Genomic DNA, 23,354 nt, shown 5'->3' with positions numbered 1-23,354 from the left:
TTTAACTTGAGCTAAATGGCTTTTTATGAAAAACACTATCCTACTTTTATTTTCTTTTATTTTCTCAATTGCTGCGCTAGCACAGGATAACAGGCAGATTTTGCGAGGCAAGGTACTATACAGAGGCAGTAATGTTGCCAATGAAAATGTTATTAACTCCACCTCTGAAACCGCTACAATTACCAATGATGATGGACAATTCGTCATTTTGGTGAAAGAAGGGGATCAACTGGTCTTTACTGCAGTGAATTATCAGTTGGAAGTGGTTACGATTACACCAGAAATTTTGAACAACAACAGATTGGTGGTCGAGGTAACAGAAAAAGTGACGCAATTAGATGAAGTGGTCATAACCCCAGAAAATCAACAGAAATTTCTAGAAGTGAAAAATGATAACTTTAAAGGTTTTGAATATGAAATTGATCGTAGCACAGAAGTGGAAAATGTAGCTGAATCGCGCAGTGTACGTGGAATGCGGGACGGCATAAATTTTGTGAATATTTTTAAGGCGATGTTCAACTCAAAGAAGGAAGATGGTGAAGACAAAACCCCATTAAAGGTTAGTGAAGTATTGCGCCAAGTATATGAAGATGAATTTTTTGTGGTTGACTTAAGGTTGCCCCAAGATAAAATTGATGCTTTTTTAATTTACTGTGACGATAAAGTACCATCCCAAACCTTACTGCGGAAGGAGAATGAGTTTCAGTTGATTGATTTTTTGGTAACCCATAGTAAAACGTATTTAGCCGAGTTGGATGAGGATTAAGCTCCTTTTTTCATTGTTGTTCTTGGTTGCTTTTTCGGTTAGCGCCCAACAAAAGGAATTAAGAGGAAAGGTTTATAGTAAAGGCAAAGATGTTGTTGGGGTTGTTGTGCAGAATGTTACTACCGAAAAGGCGGTAATTACTGATATTGATGGAAACTTTTCCATTTTGATAAAACTGAATGATACCCTTATATTTTCTGCTGTTCAGTTTAAAAGAAAAATTTTACCGGTTAATGAAGTGCTTTTCAATACAAGTTTTATAACAGTTCCTCTGGAGGAATTTGTAAATGAGTTAAGTGAAGTAGTAGTTAAACCATATGATCTTTCTGGAGATTTGGGGCAAGATTTGGGCGGATTGCAATTGGAAAAAGATGTAAGTGCGGAGGCGTTGGGATTGCCAAATGCCCATCAAAAAATACCATCACAAAGTCAACGTAAACTACAACAAGCTACTTTTGGAAAATTTAATGTAGGGATGATTTTAACCCCACCTTTGGATCCTATCATCAATGCTATTACTGGACGGACAAAAATGCTGAAGAATAGAGTCAAAGTAGATAAGGCTTATGCAAGAACACAAAGAGTCCAAGATTTTTATGTTGACTCCCTTTTTGTGGTCACCTTAAAAATTCCTTCGGAAAAAATTGAGGATTTTATGTATTTCTGTGAAGTTGATGAGCAATTTCAGCAGACGGTGGATTCAAAGGATAAATTAAAGTTGTGGGATTTTCTAGTTTTGAAGAGTCGGGCCTATCGAAAAAACAATAGTCTTGATTGATTCATAATTTGGCATGTGGTTTGTACAGTTTGGATTGAAAGAATTATTCGGAAAATAGTGTAACATCATAATTGTTACCAAGTCTATTAAGATATGATGAATTTGAAAGTAGTAAGAAACATGGTATTGCCAATAATGGCAATACTATTTTTATCTTTTACCGTAGCACATAAGTTCTATGTTAGCGTGACCAATGTGGAGTATTCAGAAAAAAATGCATCATTTCAAATTACCAGTCGCATTTTTATTGATGATTTAGAGGAACTGTTAAAAGAGCGATACGATATTAATGCTAAGTTGGCCACCAGCGATGAAGCCAAAGTTTCTGATGAATACATTAAAAAATATTTTAAAGCAAAATTTGCCATTGAACTTAATGGTGAAATAGCACAGTATTCCTTTTTGGGAAAAAAATATGACAATGATGTAGTGCTTTGTTATTTAGAGTTGACCGATGTAAATTTTTCTGAACTGAAGTCAATATCCATCCAAAATGAGATCTTAACCGATATGTTCGAAGAACAGCAAAACATTGTCCATATAAAATGGAATGGACAAAAGAAGAGTTTTGTGTTGATCAAAGAGAATAATAAAGGAATGTTAAACTTATAACTAATCCTTAACAATTGGTTAAAAAAAAGTTATTTTTCAACGTTTTAAAATCAAAAAGAAAATGAACAAAATCAAGTATTATTTTGCTTCTATATTGTTCCTTTTTGGCGCTATGGCCATAGCACAGGAAGAGGAGGAAGTCAAAGAAGGGCGAGACCCAGGCCATTACAATCAAAGCAGGTTTAAACAGTTGTACGAGGAGTTCGCTACTCCGAACACATATCGCTCCGCCTCAGGAGCCCCTGGCCCAGATTATTATCAGCAACGGGCAGATTATGATATGAATATTGAATTGGACGATAAAAACTCCAAAATATATGGTGAAGAAACGATTACTTATTTTAATAATTCTCCGGACAATTTAGAGTTCCTTTGGGTGCAATTGGATCAAAATGTTCGTGCTAAGGATTCTAAATCCCCATTAAGGGATGGCAACGGTGTAAACTTTGCTTATACAACTGGAAACTTCGCAAATACTTATGTTAGTGAACCTTTTGATGGTGGTTTCAATATTGAATATGTGAAAGATGCCAATGGCAGACCTTTATCATACACCATAAACCAAACCATGATGCGGTTGAATATTCCTCAACCTCTAAAAAGTGGGGAGCAAATTTCTTTTTCTATTAAGTGGTGGTACAATATTAACGATCATGTTAATGGAAGAGGACGTTCAGGTTATGAATATTTTCCAAAAGATGGAAATCGTGCCTATGTAATTGCACAATTCTTCCCGCGTATGGCAGTATATAGCGATGTGGAAGGATGGCAGAACCACCAATTTTGGGGCAGTGGAGAATTTGCACTTCCATTTGGCAACTATAATGTAAACATCACTGTTCCTGCTGATCATGTTTTGGATGCCACAGGAGTATTGCAGAACAGAAAAGAAGTCTTCTCAAAAGATATGATGAAGCGATACGAAATGGCTAAAAAGTCTTATGACAAGCCTGTGGTAATAGTAACGCAAGAAGAGGCGGAAGCTGCTGAAAAAGGCTTTTCAGAAAAGAAAAAGACTTGGAAATTTAAAGCTACCAATGTACGTGATTATGGTTTTGCAACTTCCCGAAAGTTTGTTTGGGATATGCAAGCTGTAAAGATTGGCAGTAAAGACGTAATGGCTGTTTCATTATATCCAAAAGAAGGAAACCCACTTTGGGAAGAACAATCAACCAAAGCAGTTGCACAAACTTTAAAAACATATTCTAAGCACACGTTTGACTATCCTTACCACAAAGCGATTTCTGTACATGCAAAAAATCAAGGGATGGAGTATCCAATGATTTGTTGGAACTACGGACGTCCTAATGAAGACGGTACTTATTCTGATAGAACAAAATATGGGATGATCAGCGTTATCATTCATGAAGTAGGTCATAACTTCTTCCCAATGATTGTAAATTCTGATGAACGCCAGTGGGGTTGGATGGATGAAGGTTTAGATACTTTTATGCAGTATTTGGCAGAGCAAGAGTTTGGTAAAAACTACCCAGAAGTAATCGCTCCAAATGGTAACTATCCATCTCGTAGAGGAGAACCTTCTAAAATAGTACCGTACATGAGCGGGGATCAAAGCCATATTTCACCCATTATGTCGAACCCAGAAAATGTATATCAACTTGGGCCAAATGCATATGGAAAGCCGGCTACAGCTTTAAATATTTTGAGAGAAACGGTTATGGGCAAAGAATTGTTTGACCATGCATTTAAAACCTATGCACAACGTTGGAAATTTAAACATCCTACCCCAGAAGACTTCTTTAGAACCTTAGAAGATGCATCTGCAGTAGATTTAGACTGGTATTGGAGAGGTTGGTTCTACACCACGGATTATGTTGATATAGGCGTTAAGGGAGTGAAAAAATACTTTGTTTCTGATAAGCCTACCAAAGAAATGGAAAAATATATGGCTGACAGGAATTTAACGGAAGCTGATTTGCCACCATTGGTATATTTAGCAGAAGAGGACAGTGAAGATTTTTCTCCGGAGTTAAAAGGGAAGTCACCAACAGAAACTTCTCAAAACTTGAAGGAATTTATGATGGACAACATGACCGAGGCTGAAAGAGCTCAGGTTGTAGAGCCTAAATATTTCTATGAGGTTACTTTTGACAAACCAGGAGGTATACCCATGCCATTGATTGTTGAATACACTTATGCAGATGGAACCAAGGAAAATGTTACATACCCCGCCGAAATTTGGAGAAAGAATGATGCTGAAGTAAAAAGGGTAATTTCTTCAGAAAAAGAATTGGTTGGTATTATAGTTGACCCAAAATTAGAGACTGCAGATATTGATACTGCCAATAATTCTTGGCCAATTAAAGAAGAGAAATCTGACTTTGATAAATTCAAAGAAAATATCAAAGGCAAGTAATAACTCAAAATGAATGTTAAGAGCCCTGTGATTTCACAGGGCTTTTTTTATTTTACTACCAAGTTCTCATTATATTTGTTCTATGCATTTTCTATTTATAAGCGGCGGCGAAATCTTTTTTATCCTCTTTATAGTGGTGATGGTATTTGGTGCGGATAAAATCCCGGGAATAGCCAAAGGATTGGGCAAGGGAATGCGGCAGTTGCGTGATGCCACGGATGATATAAAGCGTGAAATTCAAAAAAGTGCTGAAAAACAGGGTATTGATACGGATTTCACAAAAGATATCAGGAAAGAAATTAATGAGGTCAAGAAAAATGTAGATGAGGTTACTGGTGCCGTTAAAAGAAGCACTAAATAACCCATGTTAGAGAAACTTCTTAAGTGGGATAAGGACACCTTTGTTTATCTTAATGCCCTTGGTACAGAAAAATATGATGCTTTCTGGACTATCATAACTGAAATAACCACTTGGATTCCCTTATTTCTATTGCTCATAGTACTTCTTGTATTGAAATTTCCAAAGAAAGAGGCATTTTATAAGCTAATGACCATTTTTGGATTGGTATTTTTTATCATTATTGTTACACACTTGACCAAAACATGGGTAGGACGTCTTCGACCTAATAATACAGAAGAAATTAATACTTTGATCCGTATTTTAAAAAGCCCTACAGACTACAGTTTTTTTTCAGGACATGCTGCAAGTTCTTTTTCAATAACCGTTTTGGTCTTTCTTTTCCTTAGGAAAAAGGTCAGATGGTTGGTTTTGTTTTTTATATGGCCATTGCTATTTGCAATAAGTAGAATATATGTAGGCGTTCATTATCCTCTAGATATTATAGTAGGAGCTTTAGTTGGTATTTTAACTGGACTACTTTTTTACAAATTGTACAACCGTTTTATTTTACCCTACTCAGAGTCAATCCATCCCTAACGGGAAGAATAACAGTTTCAACCCTAGGGTCATTTTTTAGTTTTTGGTTGTAGTCAATCAGAACAGCAGTGGCTTTATCAGATTTAGCTAAGGGCTCCACAACTTTTCCGGACCATAAAACATTATCAGAAAGAATAATACTGCCAGACCTTGTTTTTTTAATGGCAGCCTCAAAATAAGCATCATAGTTTACCTTTTGTGCATCAATAAAGATAAGGTCAAAGCATAGATTTAGCGTTGGAACAATATCCAAGGCATCACCAGTATGTTGTACAATCTGAGTTTCATAACCACTTTTATCAAAATACTTTCGCTGTAAATCATGTAACTCCTCATTTACCTCAATAGTATGTAATTCGCCCGTTTGTTGCAGCCCTTCAGCCAAGCAGATAGCAGAATAACCAGTATAGGTGCCAATTTCAAGAATATTTTTGGGAGATATAATTTTTGAAAGTAAGCTGAGCACCCTACCTTGAAAATGTCCCGTGATCATTCTGGGTTGCACAACTTTTAAATGAGTCTCCCTTGTCAGTTCTGTGAGAATTTCTGGTTCTGCCTCAGAGTTGTCCCTGATATAATTTTCCAATATGGGTGATAGGAAATGCATGCTTAAATTTTCGTAAAAATATAGAAAAGAACTACATTAGGATTTCACTTTTTAATTAAATGGATGATTATGACATCACCAGATTTTAAGTTAAGAAATGCGACCTTGGAAGATTTGCCAGTTCTTTTAGATTTTGAACAAGAACTCATTACGGCAGAACGCCCTTTTGATGTTACTTTAAAGGAAGATCCTATTAGTTACTATGACCTAAAACAAATAGTACTAGATGAGAATTCTTGTGTTTTGGTAGTCGAAATAGAGGGACGGGTGGTAGCATCTGGATATGCAGTTCCCAAAAAAGCGAGACACTATCTTGACCATGAATATTATGCATACCTGGGCTTCATGTTCACCCATCAAGATTTTAGGGGAAAAGGTATCAATGCAAAAATTGTGGAAGAATTGAAAGATTGGTCAAAATCAAAAGGATATAAAGAAGTTAGGTTGACCGTCTATGAAGATAATATTCCAGCAATAAAGGCTTATGAAAAAGTAGGCTTTAAAAAACACCTTATTGAAATGCGATTAGAGTGAATTACACAAATTAAATAAGCCCACAAATTGTATTTTTGAAACAAACCAAAACTATGGCTTTCCAAAATTCCCTTGAATTTGCACAACAGTTGGATGCAGAAGATGAGCTTTCCAAATACAGGCAAGAATTTCACCATCCACAGGTAAATGGCAGGGATGTTATCTACTTTACTGGAAACTCTTTAGGGTTGCAGCCTAAAAGAACTCAGAAGTTTGTAGACGATGTAATGAAAGATTGGCGGGAACTTGCAGTAGAAGGACATTTTTACGCAGAAAAACCATGGTGGGATTATCATGAACGCTTGGCGGAAGGTTTGGGCAAAGTGGTAGGTGCTAAGGCTCAAGAAATATCGGTAATGAATACACTTACTGTAAATCTTCATTTATTGATGGTGTCTTTTTACAGACCAAATAATAAACGCTTTAAAATTCTCTGCGAGGAAAAAGCATTCCCTTCAGACCAGTACATGCTGCAAAGCCAGGTGAGGTTCCATGGCCTTGATCCAAAAGAAGCCATAATTGAGGTCAAAAAGAGAAATGGAGAACATTCCTGGAGAACAGAAGATATTATTGAAAAAATCAATGAAGTAGGGGATGAGTTGGCTTTGGTACTTATAGGGGGAGTCAACTATTATAACGGACAAGTGCTGGACATGAAGACCATTACAAGCGCAGGAAAATCTGTTGGTGCTTTTGTAGGATGGGACTTGGCTCATGCTGTTGGCAACGTGGAACTCAAACTTCATGATTGGGATGCTGACTTTGCAGCTTGGTGCAGTTATAAATATATGAACAGTGGCCCGGGAAATGCTTCGGGCATTTTTGTAAATGAAAAACACTTGGCCAAGAAAGATATTCCGCGTTTTGAAGGATGGTGGGGCACAAAAAAAGAAACCCGTTTTTTGATGCAGCCAGAATTCGACCCAATTGAGACTGCTGATGCATGGCAATTAAGCAACCCGCCCATATTGTCTATTGCACCGTACTTGGCTTCTTTGGAACTTTTTAATGAGGTTGGAATGAACGCTCTTATTGAAAAGCAGAAAAAAATCGTGGCCTACCTTGAATTTGTTTTAAAGGAGATTGATAAAGAAGTAGAAAGTTCTTTTGAAATTATTACTCCTAAGGACCGAGGTTGCCAGCTCTCCGTTTTTTTACATGGAGAAGGCAAGGCTTTGTTCGATTACCTCATGAAGAATGGTGTAATTACAGATTGGAGAGAGCCTAACGTTATCCGGCTGGCTCCAGCACCATTTTATTGTTCTTATTCAGATATGTATAGTTTTGGACAGATTTTAAAACAGGGCATTCTTTCCAAAAAGAAACTATAACAGGATAGCGATTTTTATTTCCCAGTTCCGTTTTCCAGATTGTTATTGATTGTACAAGTATCGTTCTATTTGCCTTCCGTTCATCGAAAAGATGCAGTAATCACTTACTATCTCAGTTTTTCTTACGTACATATTTAAGTTTTAACCCCAAAATTAAAATGAACATGAAACGTAAAAATGAAAAAATGAGACACAAAATCAGTTTAAGAAAACTGCTGGTTTTGACAACTATTATGGTTATGTGCTTTGCTTCTTGCGAGAAGAATGATGTTGATGATCAAAATGCGATAACCCCGGATGAAGAAGTATCCATAGAAGATCAGGATACTGCATTTATTACCAAATACTTTTTAGGAGAACCAGTAAAAGTTAGGCTTGAAGAAGATGGCACCTACAGTCTAGCAGGCAGTGACACTAGATTGTTTGAAGAACAATTGTCGGATACTGCGGATTCTTTTGTGGAAAACCCGGTTCCGGATGCAAGCTTAACCAATCTAGGATTGGGAGGCGGTGTTCGCAAATGGACTAACGGCGTTGTCTATTATGTGATCAATGGACTTAGTTCCTCGGTACGTTCTGAGCTTCAAAAGTCATTTGATGAATGGTCCAGTAAAACCAGTGTAACGTTCAAGGAACGCACAAATCAGTCCAATTATGTAACTATTTCTTCTTCAGGATCTAATAGCAATTCTGGAGTAGCAACTCTTGGAATGAATGGAACCAGAGGTTTTATTCGATTGGGCACTCGAGCCACAGCTGTGGTCATCATACATGAAATTGGACATACCTTGGGATATATTCATGAACAAAATCGGTCAGATAGAGATAGTTTTATTAGAATCAATTTTGAAAATATACAAGATGGTGCACAAGATCAGTTTTTTAAAAGTAACTCGGCAACCTTGTTGACAGGTCAGTTTGATATAAACTCTACCATGATGTACGGCAGCTTTACTTTTAGTAAAAACGGAAGACCAACAATTACAGATTTAAATAGAAACCTTTTACCGCAAAGACAGGCGAGAATATCTACCTTGGATGTAGAAGGAACAAATTCTTTATACCCATCCACAGATGGTAACCCAGATACTGGGGGAGAAACAGACCCATGTGATGGTGTTGAAGAATGGTCTCGATCTAGGAGGTATTTTGTTGGAGAACGTGTAACCTATCGTGGAAGTTTGTACGAGAGGGATTTTACCAGATGGAATTTTATAACAAGATGTAATTAATAACAACAGGGGTTAACACTAAGACAACTTGTCTAGTTGTAAAATGTAAGACCGTTCTTCGGGACGGTCTTTTTTATAAAGTAAGCTAGGCATTTACTAATGTTATTTCTCCTTTTCTTTTGAGTATGATTTTAAACAGATTTTAATACAAGGAATCTTATAAAAGTGATTCATTATATTTTGATTTTAAATAGGCAGAAGGTGTTGTATTTTGATACTTTTTAAACTGTCTGGTAAAGTAGGAAGGATCATTGAAGCCAGACTTGTACATTACCTCTGCAATAACTGTATTGTTCTCATTAAAGAATTCAAGTGCTTTGCCAATCCGAAATTCATTAACAAAACTGATAAATTTCTGACTGGTCATTTTTTTAAAGAATCGGCAAAAAGAATTGGGGGTAAAACCTAATTTCTTAGAGATTTCTGTAACCGAAATGTTTTTATGATAATTAGTATTAACGTATTCAAAGGTCTGCTCTAGTCTCCAAATCTCATCTTTTTTATAATTACTCAGCGAAATGGTATCGAATAGGCTTTCATAAGTTGCATTTTTGGATAGGTAATCAAGAATGGATAACAAGTTTATCAGTTTGCCTTGATTGTCCATATGTTCAAAATTTTTGAAACTGTTCCAGAGTGCATTTTTGCTCTCTTGGTCAAAAATTAAAACTTGCTTTGATTTTTCAATAAGTTGTTTTATTCTTTTTAATTCAGGAAATACTTTGAGTTTTTCATCCAGAAACTCTTTTTTAAATTGAATGACTACCTCTAGACCATCATCATGATCTTTATTTCCAAAATCGGCATGTGGAATGTTGCCGCCCAAGAAAACAAGCACCCCATTATCATACTTTTTCTTTTTAGAGTCAATATTAAGAAGGCCAGAACCATTTTTTACATAGACCAATTCAAACTCTGGATGAATATGCCAACCAGCTGATTCACAATAACTTGAACTGTTGTATGTTTCTGCCTTCAAAGAGGTGTTTGTGTCAACATTGATTGCTTCTAGCATTGGTTTCATATAGTAAAATTACCCAAATAAAAGACTCATAAAAGCATTTCAGAATAAAATGTCTTATCTCCTGAATGTTTTATGTTAAAAATTGAGCTATAACCTTAGTTATTTTGTTTTGATATTCGATACTATGAGGTCACTTCGTCTTATTTTTTCCAATCCTAGATATTTTGCACCGGCATGGGTATTTGCAAGTCTCAATATTTGGTTTGGTACTTGGGCCATTTACATTCCCACGATAAAAGATAAATTGGGAATTGATAAGGCTGACTTGGGTATTGCCATCTTTTGTCTATCTCTGGGTGTTTTTACCATATTTCCTATAGCTTCAAAGATTATTGACAAACTTGGTGTAGGAAAGGCTACTTGGGCAGGTGTGGTTTTAAGCAGTATTGCGGCGCTATTTCCACTTTTAGTTCCAAACTATTACTTGTTAATGATTTCTCTGTTCTTTTTAGGAGCATCTAATGGACTTTTAGATATTTCTATGAACACTTTGGTTACAGAAATTGAAAAAGAGGACAAGCAAAATTTTATGTCAGCTGCTCATGGCTTTTTTAGCCTAGGTGGTGTAATTGTTGGTTTAGGTAGTTTTTTGATTCCAATTATTGGAAACCCTGCATTGCATATGGGTATCACCGTTGCCTTTGTTTTTATAATCAATCTTCTTATTTATAAGAACTATAAACATATAGTTGCTGCGCCTGTTAAAAAAGAACCCTTTAGCTTAAAATTGTTTAAACCCTTATTCTTATTGGGGATAATAGGTTTTGTGGCTATGGGCAGTGAAGGTGCAATCATAGATTGGAGTGGACTTTATTTAAAAGAAATAACCTTGGCACCAGAAGCACTTATTGGTTCAGGTTTCTTGGCATTTTCTGCAGCAATGACCTTAGGTAGATTTTTAGGAGATGGAATTAGTGCTAAAATAGGCTCAGTAAAAATTGTGGGCTTGGGTTCTTTAATTGCAGTTTTTGGTTATCTACTTGTGCTTTCAGGACATACAATTTGGGCTATAACAGGCTTTGCTCTCAATGGTCTTGGTTTCTCTGTTATTGTTCCAGAATTATTTAGAATCGGTGGAAATGTTAAAGGAGTGGATTCTGCCCAAGGAGTCTCTTTTATTGCTGGTACAGGTTACTCCGGCTTTTTGTTAGGTCCTGTTATTTTGGGGTTTCTAGCCGAGAGTGCATCCTTAAAACATAGCTTTTATGCCCTTTTAGGTTGTATTTTACTTGTTTTAGCAGTAACAATGTTATTGAAAAAGAATAGGTCTTAGAATGTTTTTAGACTATTCTTTTTGAACCATCAAATTGGTGAAGTTTATATTGAAAACTCCTTCAGCTTTTTTATGATCTTGTGCCAGTTTTAGACCATCCATATCAATGTAATTCTCCCAAGTCGTTGTCATTGATGGCTCAGCTTGATTTGCTTTCCTAAAAACCCACTCACGAAGAATAAAATCATCCTTAAAGTAAAAATCATAAGCATCACCTGGAGTATATCCTCCTTCATTGGAATATACTATGGTCAGTTTTTGCATAGGTTCACCACTAATAGGAGATTTTTCTTCTTCAGCATGTTTATAAGTGAAATTTTCAGAATCCCAAATAAGATTAAAAGGAGCTAAAACCCAATATCTGTCATTAATAAAACCACCATTTCTTTTGGTGGCAATGCTATCCATGGATTTCCTATTGTATACAAGGGTATCATTTTCAGAAATGGATGTAATATGGTTTGACTTTGGCTTCCAAATCCAAGTACGTTCAAAATGAGAGCTATCCCTGTCCACATTAAAGGTGAATGTAAACTCTTTTACCGATTTCCAATTTTCGTAACCATGGGCAAAAGCTATTTTTTCAAGAACCGTTTGTTCTGTCTTTTCTTCTGATATTGTCTTCTTTGGCTCTGTTTTACAAGACAAAAAGATGAAAAAAGATAAGGCCGTGAAAAGAGAAGTGACTTTCATGATAAATTTTAGTTCAAATATACTCTCATTTTAAATTATCTTGTTCAACGATTCTACAAAGAATTTAATAGGACCTAAAAAACGTTTCAAGTGACTTTTCTAAAAAGGCTGTTTCTAATTCTTATAAATAACCTAGATAAGAAATCTTTGGAAGCAGATGACCCATATGCTCATTTATCTGATGAGGAATTGGTAGAACGAATTGTTGCAAACAACAACCCTATGTTATTTGGTAAGTTGTACGATCGTTACGGAAAAATGGTCTATAACAAATGCTATGGATTTGCCAGATCACAGGACGAGGCAGAGGATTTAACTCAAGATGTTTTTCTACAATTGTTCATTAAGTTGAAAATGTTCAAGGGAAAGTCCAAGTTTTCTACCTGGCTATATTCCTTTACATATAACTTTTGTGTGAACTATGTAAACAGGAACAAGCAGCGCAAAATGAGTGATAAGTCTGTTCCAGTTGAAAATTCGGAACATAAGTTAATCGTTGAAGTGCCAGATGATAGCCTGTTCGAAATGAAGGCTAATAAGCTAAAAGAAGCACTAGAACTGGTATCTGCGGAAGACAAATCCATTTTGTTGTTAAAATATCAAGATGGAGCCTCGATAAAAGATCTGGTGACATTGATGGAACTTGGAGAAAGTGCGGTGAAAATGCGCTTAAAAAGGGCAAAAGAGAAACTATTGGAAATCTATAATACCTTATAATAGATGGCAAAGAAAAAAAGAAATCCGTTTAGGGAGTTAGAGGCCTCATTGAGAGAGGTACCTCCTGGAATGAAGAAAAAGGTAATGAACGATATTGCAGCAGCAAAGTTGATTATGGACTTGGCTTCCCTGTTCTCTTTTAATATTGGGTCAGCTTTGCGAAAGCTTTTTAGAACATCAGGAAACAATTAAAAACAACAGTATAAAACTATAGATATGGAAACAATTAACGAATGGAAGAACTTGACCTTTGATTCCCTAGCTGCAATGGGCAGAGATGTGGCATTGGCGTTGCCCAAAATTGTTGGGGCACTAATTATTCTTTTGGTAGGATGGTTAGTTACCAAAATTGTTCTTTTTGTTTTGGGTAAGGTTTTAAAACTTGCTAAAATGGATACGCTTAGTGATAAAATCAATGAGATGGACCTTTTTGGAAAGGGAGATTTTAAAATTGATATTATTAAAGTGATTCTTGGTTTTGTTAAGTGGTTGTTGCTCCTAGTGTTCTTGATAGTTGCAGCAGATATACTCAGTTGGGAAATCATTTCTACAGAAATAGGGAATCTTTTACGCTATCTGCCAAGATTGTTCAGTGCTCTGGCGTTGATGATGATTGGACTTTATATTGGGAATTTTATCAAAACAACGGTAAAAAAATTGTTCGATTCCTTGGAATTTGGAGGATCTAATTTAGTAAGTAATATGTTGTTTTACATTATTGTAATTTTTATTTCTATAACTGCGCTAAACCAAGCGGGTATTGACACTACAATTATTACCAACAACATCACCTTAATTTTGGGGTCGTTCCTTTTGGCATTCGCAATTGGATTGGGGCTGGGTTCCCGAGACATTATTACAGACCTGTTGCGTTCTTTTTATACAAGAAGAACGTATGCAGTGGGTGATAAAGTTGTAATTGGCAAAAATGAAGGGACAATAGAAGCAATAGAAAATAATACATTGACATTGTTGACCAAGACTGGAAAATTTGTAATTCCTATTAAAGAGGTGGTATCAAAAAAGGTCGAGATAAAAACAAAATAATTTTATTTGAACAAGTAGATTCATGAAGACTATAACTTCCTTAGAATTTGATTAATTTTGAAACTTTCAACAAATAAAAAATGAGTTCAAAAAAAGGCAAGGTTCAAGAGTTAGTCCAAGAAAAATTATTAGAGGAACGTAAAGTGTTTTTGTGGGGAATGGTAGATGATGATTCTGCAAAGCACGTTATTGACCGTTTACTCTATTTGGATTTACTAAACAACAAGGAAATTCAATTGATTATCAATAGTCCGGGTGGATATGTAACCTCTGGTTTCGCTATTTACGACACAATAAAGCAAATAAAGAGCCCGGTGTCTACCGTTTGTTCTGGTTTGGCCGCATCCATGGGTTCTATTTTGTTATCAGTAGGCGAGAAGGGTAGAAGGTTTATACAGCCCCATGCCCGTGTAATGATTCACCAACCAAGTGGAGGTGCAAGGGGGCAAGCTTCGAATATTGAAATCCAAGCTAAGGAAATCATTAAAACCAAAGAACTTGGGGCAAAAATATTGGCCGATAACTGCGGACAAGATTATGATAAAGTAATGAAAGATTTTGATCGCGACTACTGGATGGGAGCAGAGGAATCTGTCAAGTATGGTATTGTAGATGGAATTTTAGAATAATCATTAAACATATTATAAAAGGGAAAAAGTCCTTCACAATTTTTGTGAAGGACTTTTTGCATATATATGGACGCCTAAGCGGAATATTTACTTTATATACATCAACTTTAGTACCAAAAGCTTGCGATCTACTGTTAAAAAAACCACAAAGTTTTAAGTTTTTAACGCCCTTTTTGTTGTTTACCATAGAGTTAGGACTGCAAACTCCTATTTTGTTATTTACTAAGGACTAATGAGCAAGTTTTGAAATTTCTTATTTTTACTATTTAACTAGAATTGGCCTTATGGGCATGTATGACACAAACTCCTAAAAATATTGCCATCATCGGTTCTGGATTGGTGGGTTCGCTTTTAGCCATTTATTTAAAAAGACATGGGCATTCCGTTACAGTTTTTGACAGAAGGCCCGATATTAGGACAATTGATTTTTCTGGACGTTCCATTAATTTGGCCATGAGTAATAGGGGCTGGAAATCACTTAGAAAAGTAGGTTTGGAGGACAGCATCAAAAACATTGCAATTCCTTTAAACAAAAGGGCTATGCATGTAAATGATAAGCCAGTATATTTTCAAAAATACGGCAAGGAAGGAGAAGCCATATGGTCCATCTCAAGAGGTATTTTAAATCGAAAAATGATTGATTTAGCTGAAGCAGCTGGAACTATTTTTCGATTCAATGAAAAAGTTTGGGATATTAACCTATCTGATGCTAAGATATTTACGGGAGAATCAGAAAAGAGCGAATGGAAAGAATATCAATACGACTTAATTTTTGGTTGTGATGGCGCTTTTTCCAGAGTACGGCATAAAATGCAACGTCGAAGTAGGTTTGACTATTCTCAGGACTTTATAGATGTTGGTTATAAAGAGCTTACTATTCCCCCAGATGAGGACGGTTCCCATAAACTGGATAAAAACTCTTTCCATATTTGGCCTAGAGGAAAATTCATGCTTATCGCAATGCCCAATATTGATGGTAGTTTTACCTGTACATTGTTTCTACCTTTTGAGGGCGAAGTTTCTTTTGAAAATATTACCACTGAAAAAGAGGCAAAGGCTTTCTTTAAAACTTATTTTCCCAATGTTAAAAAGGAGATTGAGAATTTGACGGGAGATTTTTTTAAGAACCCAACAAGTGCCATGGTTACCATGAAATGTTATCCTTGGACTTATTGGGATAAGGTGGCTTTAGTAGGTGATTCTGCACATGCCATTGTTCCTTTTTATGGGCAAGGAATGAATGCTGGCTTTGAAGACATTTATGAGTTGGATGAATTAATGACAACCTATGGAGATGATTGGGAGGTTATATTTAGTAAATACCAGACAAATAGAAAACCCAATGCTGATGCAATAGCGGAACTTAGTTATAGAAATTTTATTGAAATGAGCAGTAAGACTGCTAGTCCAAACTTTCTATTGCAAAAGAAAATTGAAAAAAGATTTGCTGCGAAGCATCCAGATAAATGGATTCCCGTGTATAGTAGGGTCACATTTTCAGAAAGACCTTATGCCGAGGCTTTGGCAATAGGGGATGAGCAAGAGAAAATCATGCAAGAAATCATGAAGTTATCAGATATTGAAACGAAATGGGATTCTGAGGAGGTAGAGAAAAAAATGATAGAATTACTTTCCAGTACCTAAGCTTAATTCATAGGAAATAAAATAAAAAAAGCCACCTGAAAAGGTGGCTTATACTTTTTAGAAAAAAAATGTTTCTAGATTTTAGCGAACATTCCTTGCATTCTTACTTGTTCTTCTTCTGCAAGCTGTGGATCTACCAAAATCCTTCCACTATGCTCATCAGTAATGATTTTCTTTCTTGAAGCAATCTCTACCTGCACTTGCGGAGGTATAGTAAAGAAAGAACCACCAGATGCTCCTCTCTCTACAGGAACAACAGCTAAACCATTTTTTACGTTATGGCGAATTCTCTTGTAAGCCTGTATCAAACGCTCTTCGATTTTTTCTTCAAACTCTTCAGATTTTTTCAAAAGTGCCTTTTCCTCTTTTTCGGTTTCGGCAAGAATAGCATCCAACTCACTTTTCTTGTGCTTTAGGTGGCCATCTCTTTCTGATAATTTCTCTTTGGTGTCTGCTATGACCTCTTTTTTCTGATCTATTTGGGCCTTGAACTCCTTTATATTTTTTTCAGCCAATTGAATTTCCAATTCTTGGAATTCAACTTCTTTGCTCAAAGAATTAAATTCACGACTGTTTCTTACATTCTTCTGCTGCTCAGCATATTTCTTAATAAGCGTCTTGGCTTCTTCAATGAGGTTCTTCTTAGCTGCAATTTCAAAATTTACAGTTTCTACATCCGTTTTCAATTTGTCCATACGGGTTTTAAGACCCAATACTTCATCTTCCAAATCTTGAACTTCTAGAGGCAATTCACCTCTTACATTGCGTATTTCATCAACCCGAGAATCAATTAACTGCAAATCATACAGCGCTCTTAATTTTTCCTCAACGGTGTTTTCCTTTTTTTTCGCCATAAATTATAAATACTTGATGGGATTTGTTATACTTTCCGATAACGAGATTGCAAAATTAGGAATTTTTTTGATAAGATAATCAACTAATAAGTCTTTTGTAAACTGCTCAGTTTCAAAGTGCCCAATATCTGCTAGTACCAATTGACCCTCCGCTTCGTAAAACTGATGATATTTTAGATCAGAAGTAATAAAAACATCAACACCTGCTTTTTTTGCCGCGGAAATTGCAAATGCACCGCTACCACCTAGTACCGCTACCTTTTTTACCTTTTTACCAAGCAAATTGGAGTGTCTAACAACGGAAGCATTCATTCTTTTCTTAACCATTTGAAGAAAAGTGCTTTCATCCATTTCAGTATCAAGAACCCCATACATTCCCATACCAATATTTTGGTTGGTATTTTCTAAAGTGGCTATTTCATATGCTACTTCTTCATAAGGATGGTCTTCAAAAAGGGCTGATACGATGGATTTTTCTTTTTCAAAGGAAAAAATCATATTGATTTGCACTTCTTTTTCAAAATGGGTTTCTCCTATTTTACCAATTGTTGGATTGGCATCAATCCCTGCCTTAAAACTACCATCACCATTGGTGCTAAAGCTACAATTACTGTATTTCCCCATTTCTCCGGCCCCAGCGTTGAACAAAGCAGATTTAACAGCATCGGCATTAGCTATTGGGGCATAAGTGGTTAATTTTTTGATTGTTCCTTTTTTTGGTATAAGAATTTTTGGATTTTGAATGCCCAAGACCTCACAGATTTTAGCATTTACCCCCATATTGCTATTGTCCAAGGCCGTATGCATGCTGTAAATGGCAATATTATGGGCTATGGCCTTTAAAACTACTCTTTCTACATAATTAGCTCCAGTTAGTTTTTTAAGCCCTTTAAATATGATGGGATGAAAGCTCACAATCATATTGCAGTCCTTCTTAATAGCTTCATCCACAACATTTTCAAGAGTGTCCAGAGTAACTAAAACGCCTTTTACATTCATGTTATAATTGCCAACCAGTAATCCTACATTATCAAATTCTTCTGCATGGGACAATGGAGCAAGTTCTTCCAGTATTTTTGTAATATCCTTTACGGTCATTTGATGTTTCTTAATGTTGCTAAAGATAAAATATTATATTTTCGCTATATGCTGCAACTGCTTCGGAAAATAGCATTTCCATTTTCTTTTATTTATGCATTGGTCGTTTATGTAAGGAATCTTCTTTATGATATTGGATTCTTCAAATCTGTAAGGTATAAAACGCCTACTATATGCGTGGGTAACCTGAGTGTTGGTGGCACTGGTAAAACACCAATGATAGAATATTTAATTCGATTAATTGGTGATAAAAAGGTAGCGGTTTTAAGTAGGGGCTATAAAAGAAAGTCTAAAGGTTTTTTGCTTGCTGATAAAAAATGCTCAGTAGAGGATTTGGGTGATGAACCCTTTCAGTTGTTTAAAAAATTTCCGCAGGCCATAATAGCGGTTGACGCGGATAGAAGAAATGGCATTACTAAACTTCAAAGTACCGTCAAGCCAGATGTTATTCTCTTGGACGATGCTTTTCAGCATAGAAAGGTAAAACCTAGTTTTTCTATTTTATTAACGGCATATGACAATTTGTTTTTCAGCGATTGGTATTTGCCAACAGGAAACCTTAGAGATAGTAAAAAGGAGTCAAAGCGAGCAGATATCATTATTGTTACAAAATGCCCTGAATCTTTATTGGAAGATGAAAAAACCTCCATTTCACAAAAGTTGAAACCATCAAATAATCAAAAAGTGCTTTTTTGCCATTTTAAGTATGCCAATAGCTTTAAAAATGCAGAGGGAAGTGTTGAGCGTTCTGAGCTAAATGGTAAAAAGGTTGCATTGGTCACTGGAATAGCTTTTCCCAAACCCTTAGTTTCTTATCTAATCAATCTTGGTTTGGAATTCAAACATTTTGAGTATAGCGATCATCATTATTTCTCGGATCAAGAAATACGTCAATTTAAAGACTATGATGTAGTGCTGACCACTGAAAAAGACTTTGTTAGGTTAGAAGGTAAAGTTGAGAATCTTTATTATTTGGAAGTGGCCCATCATTTTTCAGATGAAGATCATAAGGTATTGAAAAAGGCCGTGATTGAATTGATTTAGACTTGACCCTCCATCTTTTTTCTAAAGATGTTCTCTCCAATTTTCTGGTAGAATACCTCTGGCTTAAATGGTTTGGTTACTACATCATTACAGCCAGCTTCATAAAAGCTGTCCAAACTGTCGTCCAAAGAAATAGCCGTTAAGGCGATAATGGGAATTTCTTCATCAAATTTTCTTATTTGACGGGTAGCTTCTTCACCACTTATTCCGGGCATATGAATATCCATTAGAATAGCATTATAGGTATTTGCCTTGGCCATATCTATAGCTTCGTTGCCATTGTTTGCAATATCACAGGTAATCTCCTTTTTGGTTAACATTTTCTTGGTGATTACTTGGTTTATTTTGTTGTCTTCCACAATCAAAATATGTAATCCCTTAAATTCAAATTCTTCCGGATCTAATTCAAAGGAAACCTCATCCATTGCATTGGTATCACATTTAATGTCCATTTCAAAGAAGAAGGAACTTCCGTGGCCAAGTTCACTTTCTAAGTTTATTTTGCTATTAAAAAGACCTAGCAAACTCTTTACAATGGTTAGCCCTAAACCTGTTCCACCGTATTCTCTATTTATTTGAACAGAACCTTGTTCAAAACTGTCAAAAATATTTTTCTGTTGATCTTCGGAAATCCCAATACCATTATCTTTTACCTCAAAGTATAGCTTTACGTTTTCCTCGTCCTTGTTCAATAATTTGGCTATAACTTCTACCTTTCCGTCTTTGGTGAACTTTAGCGCATTTCCCATAAGGTTCATGAATATTTGAGATAATTTTATGGGGTCACCTAGAAGGTGCTTCGGAATTTTTGTGTCGTAATCTAAAATTAAGCTGGTATTAGTTTCATTTGCATTCTGTCTTAATGAATCCACAACATCTGTAAGAACTTTTTGCAGTTTGAACTCAATGTTCAAGGGTTCAAGTTTTTCTGCATCTATTTTGTTGATTTGTAGAATATCGTTAATGAAGTTTAAAAGGTAGTCACCTGAAAACTTTAAAGATTTTAAATGTTCTTTTTGATGTTCTGCCGGGTCTTCATCCAACAACAAGTGCGTAAGCCCAGTTACTGCATATAGTGGTGTGCGCAACTCATGCGTAACCGTAGATAAAAAATTGGTTTTAGCCTCCATAGCAGAAACCGCCGAGTCTCTTGCCAACTCCAACTCTTTATTTTTTGTGTATAATAAATCGTTTGTTTTAAGCTTAATTTGATTATTTCTAAAAAGGGATACTGCCAATAATGAGATAATGGTTAAGAAAGCGGAAGTAAGTATGGCAGTGATCTCTGAACGATTTTTAGATTCACTTAACTCCTCATTTTTAGCAGTAAGCTTATTTATTTCGGTCATTTGATGCTCAAACCTAATTCTATCCGCAGTTGTGGCCTCTAATTTTACTTTCTCAATATTGAAAATAGAATCCTTAATCTGTTCCAGGCTCTTTTTATAACGAAGTGATTCATCATAGCTGCCAATTCTCTCATAGATAATGGAAAGTCTCTCGTTGGCTATTTTTATCTCTTTGGAATAACTATGTTTTTCAGCAAGCTCAAGTGCAGCTTTAGAATGAATAATTCCTTCTTCCAAGTCATCCAAGTCGAGGCTTATTTTTGCAAGCTGCAGGTTTGCCTTGGTCGCTAGATATGCTCTTTCTTTATCATCTGAATTAACTATAAGCGCATGTAAGTTCTTAATGGCATCCTCATATTTTTCAATATTGGTATATATGTACGCTTCAAGCAATAGAATATTGTTGCTTAAATTCCTGTTGTTGCTCAACTTTCTTGATTCTTCTAAAAGCTTTAGGGACTGAAAATTGTTTCCTTCATCAAAACGTACCGCGGCTTCCAAATAATTGTGGAAAGCTTGCCCAAATGAATAGGAGAGGTCTTTTAACAGAATACTTGCTCGATCCCAATAGAAAATTGTGGTTTCTCTATCGCCTTCTTCCAAAAACAACCTTGCGTATTGATGATAGGTATCCAACAGAAGCTTTGCATCTTCATTGTTTTCCGCAATTTTTGCGGCTTGATCTAAAGTTTCCAGGGCTTTATCTACTTTGTTTTGATGCCTGTAGACCATAAACTCATCAAAAATGGACTGTACTTTTGTGGTAGAACTAATATCTTTTTGCCCATAAGAGACTTGGGTGCAAAGGAAAATGTACAGCACAATTAACTTTATGCTGCAAACACATTTATATATTGTATTTGACGTCAAACGTAGTTTTTCTTTATAAGTAAAGCTATTAAATCAACAATTCTGGAGCAATATCCAGTTTCATTATCATACCATCCAATGATTTTCACCATTTTTCCAATAACGGAGGTCATTAATGAATCAAACGTACAAGAATAACAACTATTGTTTATGTCTATAGAAACAATGGGGTCTTCGGTATACTGAAGTATATTATTCAGTTGATTATTAGCATAATACTCAAAAGTATGGTTTATTTCCTCAATTGAGGTCTCTTTTTTAACATTGAACGTTATGTCTGTCAATGAGCCGTTTGGCACGGGAACCCGAATGCCACATCCTCCAATGACATCTGATAGTTGCGGAAAAATCCTTGTTAGCGCTTTTGCAGCACCTGTTGTTGTGGGTATAATGGACTGTCCGGCCGCTCTAGACCTTCTTAAATCTCTATGTGGTCTGTCATGAAGGCTTTGATCGGAAGTATAGGAATGGATCGTGGTAATATAGGCTTGTTCTATACCACATAACTCGTCAATTACCTTTATCATGGGAGCTGCGTTGTTGGTTGTGCATGAAGCATTGGAGATGATATGGTCATCTGGTCCAATCTGTGTTTCATTTACTCCAATTACCACCATTTTAATGTCGTCATCTTCAGGCGGAACGGACAGGATGACCTTTTTAGCACCATTTTCTAGATGTTGTGTTAAATGCGCTCTCTTTTTAAATTTCCCTGATGCTTCAACTACGATATCTACATCGTATGCTTTCCAATTAATCTCTTGCGGATTATTGTGGTTTAATACCTTGACCTTTTTGCCATCAACAATGATGTCACTCTCACTAGAACCTATATTGACATTGAGAGTGCCATGAATACTGTCATATTTTAAAAGATGTGCCAATGTTCGGGCATCACTCAAATCATTAATGACCACAACATTTATATTGGAGTGGTTTTGAAGTAACCTAAACAGTGTTCTTCCAATACGTCCAAAGCCGTTTATGCCAATGTTAACATGTTTCATTTGATAATAATAGGTAGGGTATGTGGCTAGTGAATATGCTTATGAGCCTTGTAGGAAGAGCGAACCAAGGCACCGCTTTCTACATGTCTAAAGCCCATTTCTAAACCTATTTCCTCATATTTTTTAAACTGCTCGGGTAGTATAAATTCCTTTACCGGTAAATGTTTTTTCGATGGCTGTAAATATTGACCTATTGTAACTACATCAACATCAGCCTTTCTTAGGTCCTTCATGGTCTGTATTACCTCTTCTTCCATTTCGCCAAGACCCAGCATGATACCAGATTTAGTTCTGCTGGCACCATTTTTCTTGAGATAATCCAAAACACCCAAACTTCTTTCATACTTAGCTTGAATGCGTACTTCTCTTGTAAGCCGCTTTACGGTTTCCATATTATGGGAAATGACCTCAGGAGAAACCTCTAGAATTCTATCTAAATGGGTTTCAATTCCTTGGAAATCAGGAATAAGAGTTTCCAAAGTGGTTTCTGGGTTCATTCTTCTAATGGCCTTTACGGTTTCTGCCCATATAATAGATCCCATGTCTTTTAGATCATCTCTATCTACCGAGGTGACCACCGCATGTTTTATCTCCATAATTTTTATGGAACGAGCCACCTTTTCAGGTTCTGCCCAGTCAACACTCTCTGGTCTTCCCGTTTTAACTCCACAAAATCCGCAGGAACGAGTACAAATGTTTCCTAAAATCATAAAAGTAGCTGTTCCTTCACCCCAACATTCTCCCATGTTAGGGCAACTTCCTGAGGTGCAAATAGTATGCAGGTCATACTTGTCCACAAGGCCTCTTAACTGCGTATATTTTTTACCAGTTGGGAGCTTTACCCTAAGCCATTTTGGTTTTCCTTTTGGTGGTAGAACATTGTCTATAACAGCTGTGCTCATAAAAGAAATTTGATTTACAAAGATACGAA

The 23,354-nt window shown here is 36.0% G+C and carries 24 protein-coding genes; 16 read left to right on the top strand and 8 right to left on the bottom strand.

The genetic code is table 11. From position 1 onward, the window contains the following. Positions 1-25 precede the first annotated feature (25 nt). From SJY44_RS15775 to SJY44_RS15750, 6 genes are all read left to right on the top strand, one after another. On the top strand, positions 26-766 hold the full coding sequence (locus SJY44_RS15775; RefSeq protein ID WP_396590441.1) for a hypothetical protein: 741 nt from the start codon (positions 26-28) through the stop codon (positions 764-766). After that, positions 756-1,544: a hypothetical protein gene (locus tag SJY44_RS15770; RefSeq protein ID WP_396590440.1), complete on the top strand. Its 789-nt coding sequence runs from the start codon at positions 756-758 to the stop codon at positions 1,542-1,544. The genes SJY44_RS15775 and SJY44_RS15770 overlap by 11 nt, the downstream gene beginning before the upstream one ends. A 93-nt stretch (positions 1,545-1,637) precedes the next feature. After that, positions 1,638-2,156, top strand: coding sequence for a DUF6702 family protein (locus tag SJY44_RS15765; protein WP_396590439.1), 519 nt, complete (start codon positions 1,638-1,640; stop codon positions 2,154-2,156). Positions 2,157-2,217: 61 nt separating this feature from the next. Then, entirely contained in the window at positions 2,218-4,533 is a 2,316-nt protein-coding gene (locus tag SJY44_RS15760; protein ID WP_396590438.1) for a M1 family metallopeptidase, read from the top strand. 82 nt (positions 4,534-4,615) lie between these two features. Beyond that, positions 4,616-4,894, top strand: a complete 279-nt coding sequence (locus SJY44_RS15755) for a twin-arginine translocase TatA/TatE family subunit (protein WP_109665424.1) — start codon at positions 4,616-4,618, stop codon at positions 4,892-4,894. Positions 4,895-4,897: 3 nt separating this feature from the next. Beyond that, positions 4,898-5,470 carry a phosphatase PAP2 family protein gene (locus SJY44_RS15750; protein ID WP_396590437.1) on the top strand — a complete coding sequence of 191 codons (573 nt, stop codon included), beginning with the start codon at positions 4,898-4,900 and terminating at the stop codon, positions 5,468-5,470. On the opposite strand, the gene SJY44_RS15745 is transcribed toward SJY44_RS15750, so the two are convergent. Next, positions 5,436-6,077 carry an O-methyltransferase gene (locus tag SJY44_RS15745; protein ID WP_396590436.1) on the bottom strand — a complete coding sequence of 214 codons (642 nt, stop codon included), beginning with the start codon at positions 6,075-6,077 and terminating at the stop codon, positions 5,436-5,438. The genes SJY44_RS15750 and SJY44_RS15745 overlap by 35 nt on opposite strands. Before the next feature lie 69 nt (positions 6,078-6,146). Here SJY44_RS15745 and SJY44_RS15740 point away from each other — a divergent pair, with 69 nt between their 5' ends. The 3 genes from SJY44_RS15740 to SJY44_RS15730 all read left to right on the top strand — a co-directional run bounded on the left by SJY44_RS15740 (position 6,147) and on the right by SJY44_RS15730 (position 9,174). Continuing rightward, positions 6,147-6,611, top strand: a complete 465-nt coding sequence (locus SJY44_RS15740) for a GNAT family N-acetyltransferase (protein WP_396590435.1) — start codon at positions 6,147-6,149, stop codon at positions 6,609-6,611. A 53-nt stretch (positions 6,612-6,664) separates the two neighbouring features. Next, on the top strand, positions 6,665-7,942 hold the full coding sequence (gene kynU / locus SJY44_RS15735) for a kynureninase (RefSeq protein WP_298931137.1): 1,278 nt from the start codon (positions 6,665-6,667) through the stop codon (positions 7,940-7,942). A 185-nt stretch (positions 7,943-8,127) separates the two neighbouring features. Next, complete coding sequence (locus SJY44_RS15730) at positions 8,128-9,174, top strand: M12 family metallopeptidase (RefSeq protein ID WP_396590434.1); 1,047 nt, start codon at positions 8,128-8,130, stop codon at positions 9,172-9,174. A 157-nt stretch (positions 9,175-9,331) separates the two neighbouring features. Here SJY44_RS15730 and SJY44_RS15725 read toward each other — a convergent pair whose 3' ends face one another. Next, on the bottom strand, positions 9,332-10,198 hold the full coding sequence (locus SJY44_RS15725; RefSeq protein WP_396590433.1) for an AraC family transcriptional regulator: 867 nt from the start codon (positions 10,196-10,198) through the stop codon (positions 9,332-9,334). A gap of 124 nt (positions 10,199-10,322) precedes the next feature. Between SJY44_RS15725 and SJY44_RS15720 the strand changes: the two genes are divergently transcribed. After that, on the top strand, positions 10,323-11,471 hold the full coding sequence (locus tag SJY44_RS15720; protein WP_298931144.1) for an MFS transporter: 1,149 nt from the start codon (positions 10,323-10,325) through the stop codon (positions 11,469-11,471). Between the two features lie 12 nt (positions 11,472-11,483). Here SJY44_RS15720 and SJY44_RS15715 read toward each other — a convergent pair whose 3' ends face one another. Further along, positions 11,484-12,164, bottom strand: a complete 681-nt coding sequence (locus SJY44_RS15715) for a hypothetical protein (RefSeq protein WP_396590432.1) — start codon at positions 12,162-12,164, stop codon at positions 11,484-11,486. 90 nt (positions 12,165-12,254) lie between these two features. Here SJY44_RS15715 and SJY44_RS15710 point away from each other — a divergent pair, with 90 nt between their 5' ends. From SJY44_RS15710 to SJY44_RS15690, 5 genes are all read left to right on the top strand, one after another. Beyond that, a complete protein-coding gene (locus SJY44_RS15710; RefSeq protein ID WP_298931150.1) occupies positions 12,255-12,881 on the top strand; it encodes a sigma-70 family RNA polymerase sigma factor in 627 nt (208 codons plus the stop codon). Positions 12,882-12,884: 3 nt separating this feature from the next. Beyond that, positions 12,885-13,073, top strand: a complete 189-nt coding sequence (locus tag SJY44_RS15705; RefSeq protein WP_298931153.1) for a hypothetical protein — start codon at positions 12,885-12,887, stop codon at positions 13,071-13,073. A 24-nt stretch (positions 13,074-13,097) separates the two neighbouring features. Next, positions 13,098-13,928, top strand: a complete 831-nt coding sequence (locus tag SJY44_RS15700; RefSeq protein ID WP_298931156.1) for a mechanosensitive ion channel domain-containing protein — start codon at positions 13,098-13,100, stop codon at positions 13,926-13,928. 80 nt (positions 13,929-14,008) lie between these two features. Beyond that, positions 14,009-14,557 (top strand): ATP-dependent Clp protease proteolytic subunit, encoded by a 549-nt coding sequence (locus SJY44_RS15695; protein WP_298931158.1) that lies wholly within the window; start codon positions 14,009-14,011, stop codon positions 14,555-14,557. A gap of 294 nt (positions 14,558-14,851) precedes the next feature. Next, a complete protein-coding gene (locus SJY44_RS15690; protein ID WP_396590431.1) occupies positions 14,852-16,201 on the top strand; it encodes an FAD-dependent oxidoreductase in 1,350 nt (449 codons plus the stop codon). A gap of 74 nt (positions 16,202-16,275) precedes the next feature. Here the strand turns inward: SJY44_RS15690 and SJY44_RS15685 are convergent, their stop codons facing one another. Next, positions 16,276-17,055, bottom strand: a complete 780-nt coding sequence (locus SJY44_RS15685) for a C4-type zinc ribbon domain-containing protein (protein WP_298931165.1) — start codon at positions 17,053-17,055, stop codon at positions 16,276-16,278. 3 nt (positions 17,056-17,058) lie between these two features. Then, positions 17,059-18,153 (bottom strand): Nif3-like dinuclear metal center hexameric protein, encoded by a 1,095-nt coding sequence (locus SJY44_RS15680; RefSeq protein ID WP_396590430.1) that lies wholly within the window; start codon positions 18,151-18,153, stop codon positions 17,059-17,061. Between the two features lie 48 nt (positions 18,154-18,201). On the opposite strand from SJY44_RS15680, the gene lpxK reads away from it, so the two are divergent. Further along, complete coding sequence (gene lpxK, locus SJY44_RS15675; RefSeq protein ID WP_396590429.1) at positions 18,202-19,197, top strand: tetraacyldisaccharide 4'-kinase; 996 nt, start codon at positions 18,202-18,204, stop codon at positions 19,195-19,197. Here the strand turns inward: lpxK and SJY44_RS15670 are convergent. From SJY44_RS15670 to lipA, 3 genes are read right to left on the bottom strand one after another with little or no spacing between them, the layout of a single operon-like run. Then, the gene (locus SJY44_RS15670; protein ID WP_396590428.1) at positions 19,194-21,368 is read right to left on the bottom strand and encodes a response regulator; all 2,175 of its coding nucleotides are present in this window, start codon (positions 21,366-21,368) and stop codon (positions 19,194-19,196) included. The two genes, lpxK and SJY44_RS15670, sit on opposite strands and share 4 nt — an antisense overlap. A gap of 44 nt (positions 21,369-21,412) precedes the next feature. Then, positions 21,413-22,423 carry a type I glyceraldehyde-3-phosphate dehydrogenase gene (gap, locus tag SJY44_RS15665; protein ID WP_298931174.1) on the bottom strand — a complete coding sequence of 337 codons (1,011 nt, stop codon included), beginning with the start codon at positions 22,421-22,423 and terminating at the stop codon, positions 21,413-21,415. A gap of 26 nt (positions 22,424-22,449) precedes the next feature. Further along, positions 22,450-23,325: a lipoyl synthase gene (gene lipA / locus SJY44_RS15660; protein ID WP_299169638.1), complete on the bottom strand. Its 876-nt coding sequence runs from the start codon at positions 23,323-23,325 to the stop codon at positions 22,450-22,452. Positions 23,326-23,354: the final 29 nt, after the last annotated feature.

The organism is Allomuricauda sp. R78024 (genome assembly GCF_044596045.1).
Classification (GTDB): Bacteria; Bacteroidota; Bacteroidia; order Flavobacteriales; family Flavobacteriaceae; genus Flagellimonas.
This window is presented reverse-complemented; position numbering and strand designations above follow the sequence as displayed.

What these genes read in the sequence shown, in the direction of transcription:
- SJY44_RS15775 (WP_396590441.1), top strand. Translation starts at nt 26, where the DNA reads ATGAAAAACACTATCCTACTTTTATTTTCTTTTATTTTCTCAATTGCT.
- SJY44_RS15770 (WP_396590440.1), top strand. Translation starts at nt 756, where the DNA reads ATGAGGATTAAGCTCCTTTTTTCATTGTTGTTCTTGGTTGCTTTTTCG.
- SJY44_RS15765 (WP_396590439.1), top strand. Translation starts at nt 1,638, where the DNA reads ATGATGAATTTGAAAGTAGTAAGAAACATGGTATTGCCAATAATGGCA.
- SJY44_RS15760 (WP_396590438.1), top strand. Translation starts at nt 2,218, where the DNA reads ATGAACAAAATCAAGTATTATTTTGCTTCTATATTGTTCCTTTTTGGC.
- SJY44_RS15755 (WP_109665424.1), top strand. Translation starts at nt 4,616, where the DNA reads ATGCATTTTCTATTTATAAGCGGCGGCGAAATCTTTTTTATCCTCTTT.
- SJY44_RS15750 (WP_396590437.1), top strand. Translation starts at nt 4,898, where the DNA reads ATGTTAGAGAAACTTCTTAAGTGGGATAAGGACACCTTTGTTTATCTT.
- SJY44_RS15745 (WP_396590436.1), bottom strand. Translation starts at nt 6,077, where the DNA reads ATGCATTTCCTATCACCCATATTGGAAAATTATATCAGGGACAACTCT.
- SJY44_RS15740 (WP_396590435.1), top strand. Translation starts at nt 6,147, where the DNA reads ATGACATCACCAGATTTTAAGTTAAGAAATGCGACCTTGGAAGATTTG.
- kynU (WP_298931137.1), top strand. Translation starts at nt 6,665, where the DNA reads ATGGCTTTCCAAAATTCCCTTGAATTTGCACAACAGTTGGATGCAGAA.
- SJY44_RS15730 (WP_396590434.1), top strand. Translation starts at nt 8,128, where the DNA reads ATGAGACACAAAATCAGTTTAAGAAAACTGCTGGTTTTGACAACTATT.
- SJY44_RS15725 (WP_396590433.1), bottom strand. Translation starts at nt 10,198, where the DNA reads ATGAAACCAATGCTAGAAGCAATCAATGTTGACACAAACACCTCTTTG.
- SJY44_RS15720 (WP_298931144.1), top strand. Translation starts at nt 10,323, where the DNA reads ATGAGGTCACTTCGTCTTATTTTTTCCAATCCTAGATATTTTGCACCG.
- SJY44_RS15715 (WP_396590432.1), bottom strand. Translation starts at nt 12,164, where the DNA reads ATGAAAGTCACTTCTCTTTTCACGGCCTTATCTTTTTTCATCTTTTTG.
- SJY44_RS15705 (WP_298931153.1), top strand. Translation starts at nt 12,885, where the DNA reads ATGGCAAAGAAAAAAAGAAATCCGTTTAGGGAGTTAGAGGCCTCATTG.
- SJY44_RS15700 (WP_298931156.1), top strand. Translation starts at nt 13,098, where the DNA reads ATGGAAACAATTAACGAATGGAAGAACTTGACCTTTGATTCCCTAGCT.
- SJY44_RS15695 (WP_298931158.1), top strand. Translation starts at nt 14,009, where the DNA reads ATGAGTTCAAAAAAAGGCAAGGTTCAAGAGTTAGTCCAAGAAAAATTA.
- SJY44_RS15690 (WP_396590431.1), top strand. Translation starts at nt 14,852, where the DNA reads ATGACACAAACTCCTAAAAATATTGCCATCATCGGTTCTGGATTGGTG.
- SJY44_RS15685 (WP_298931165.1), bottom strand. Translation starts at nt 17,055, where the DNA reads ATGGCGAAAAAAAAGGAAAACACCGTTGAGGAAAAATTAAGAGCGCTG.
- SJY44_RS15680 (WP_396590430.1), bottom strand. Translation starts at nt 18,153, where the DNA reads ATGACCGTAAAGGATATTACAAAAATACTGGAAGAACTTGCTCCATTG.
- lpxK (WP_396590429.1), top strand. Translation starts at nt 18,202, where the DNA reads ATGCTGCAACTGCTTCGGAAAATAGCATTTCCATTTTCTTTTATTTAT.
- gap (WP_298931174.1), bottom strand. Translation starts at nt 22,423, where the DNA reads ATGAAACATGTTAACATTGGCATAAACGGCTTTGGACGTATTGGAAGA.
- lipA (WP_299169638.1), bottom strand. Translation starts at nt 23,325, where the DNA reads ATGAGCACAGCTGTTATAGACAATGTTCTACCACCAAAAGGAAAACCA.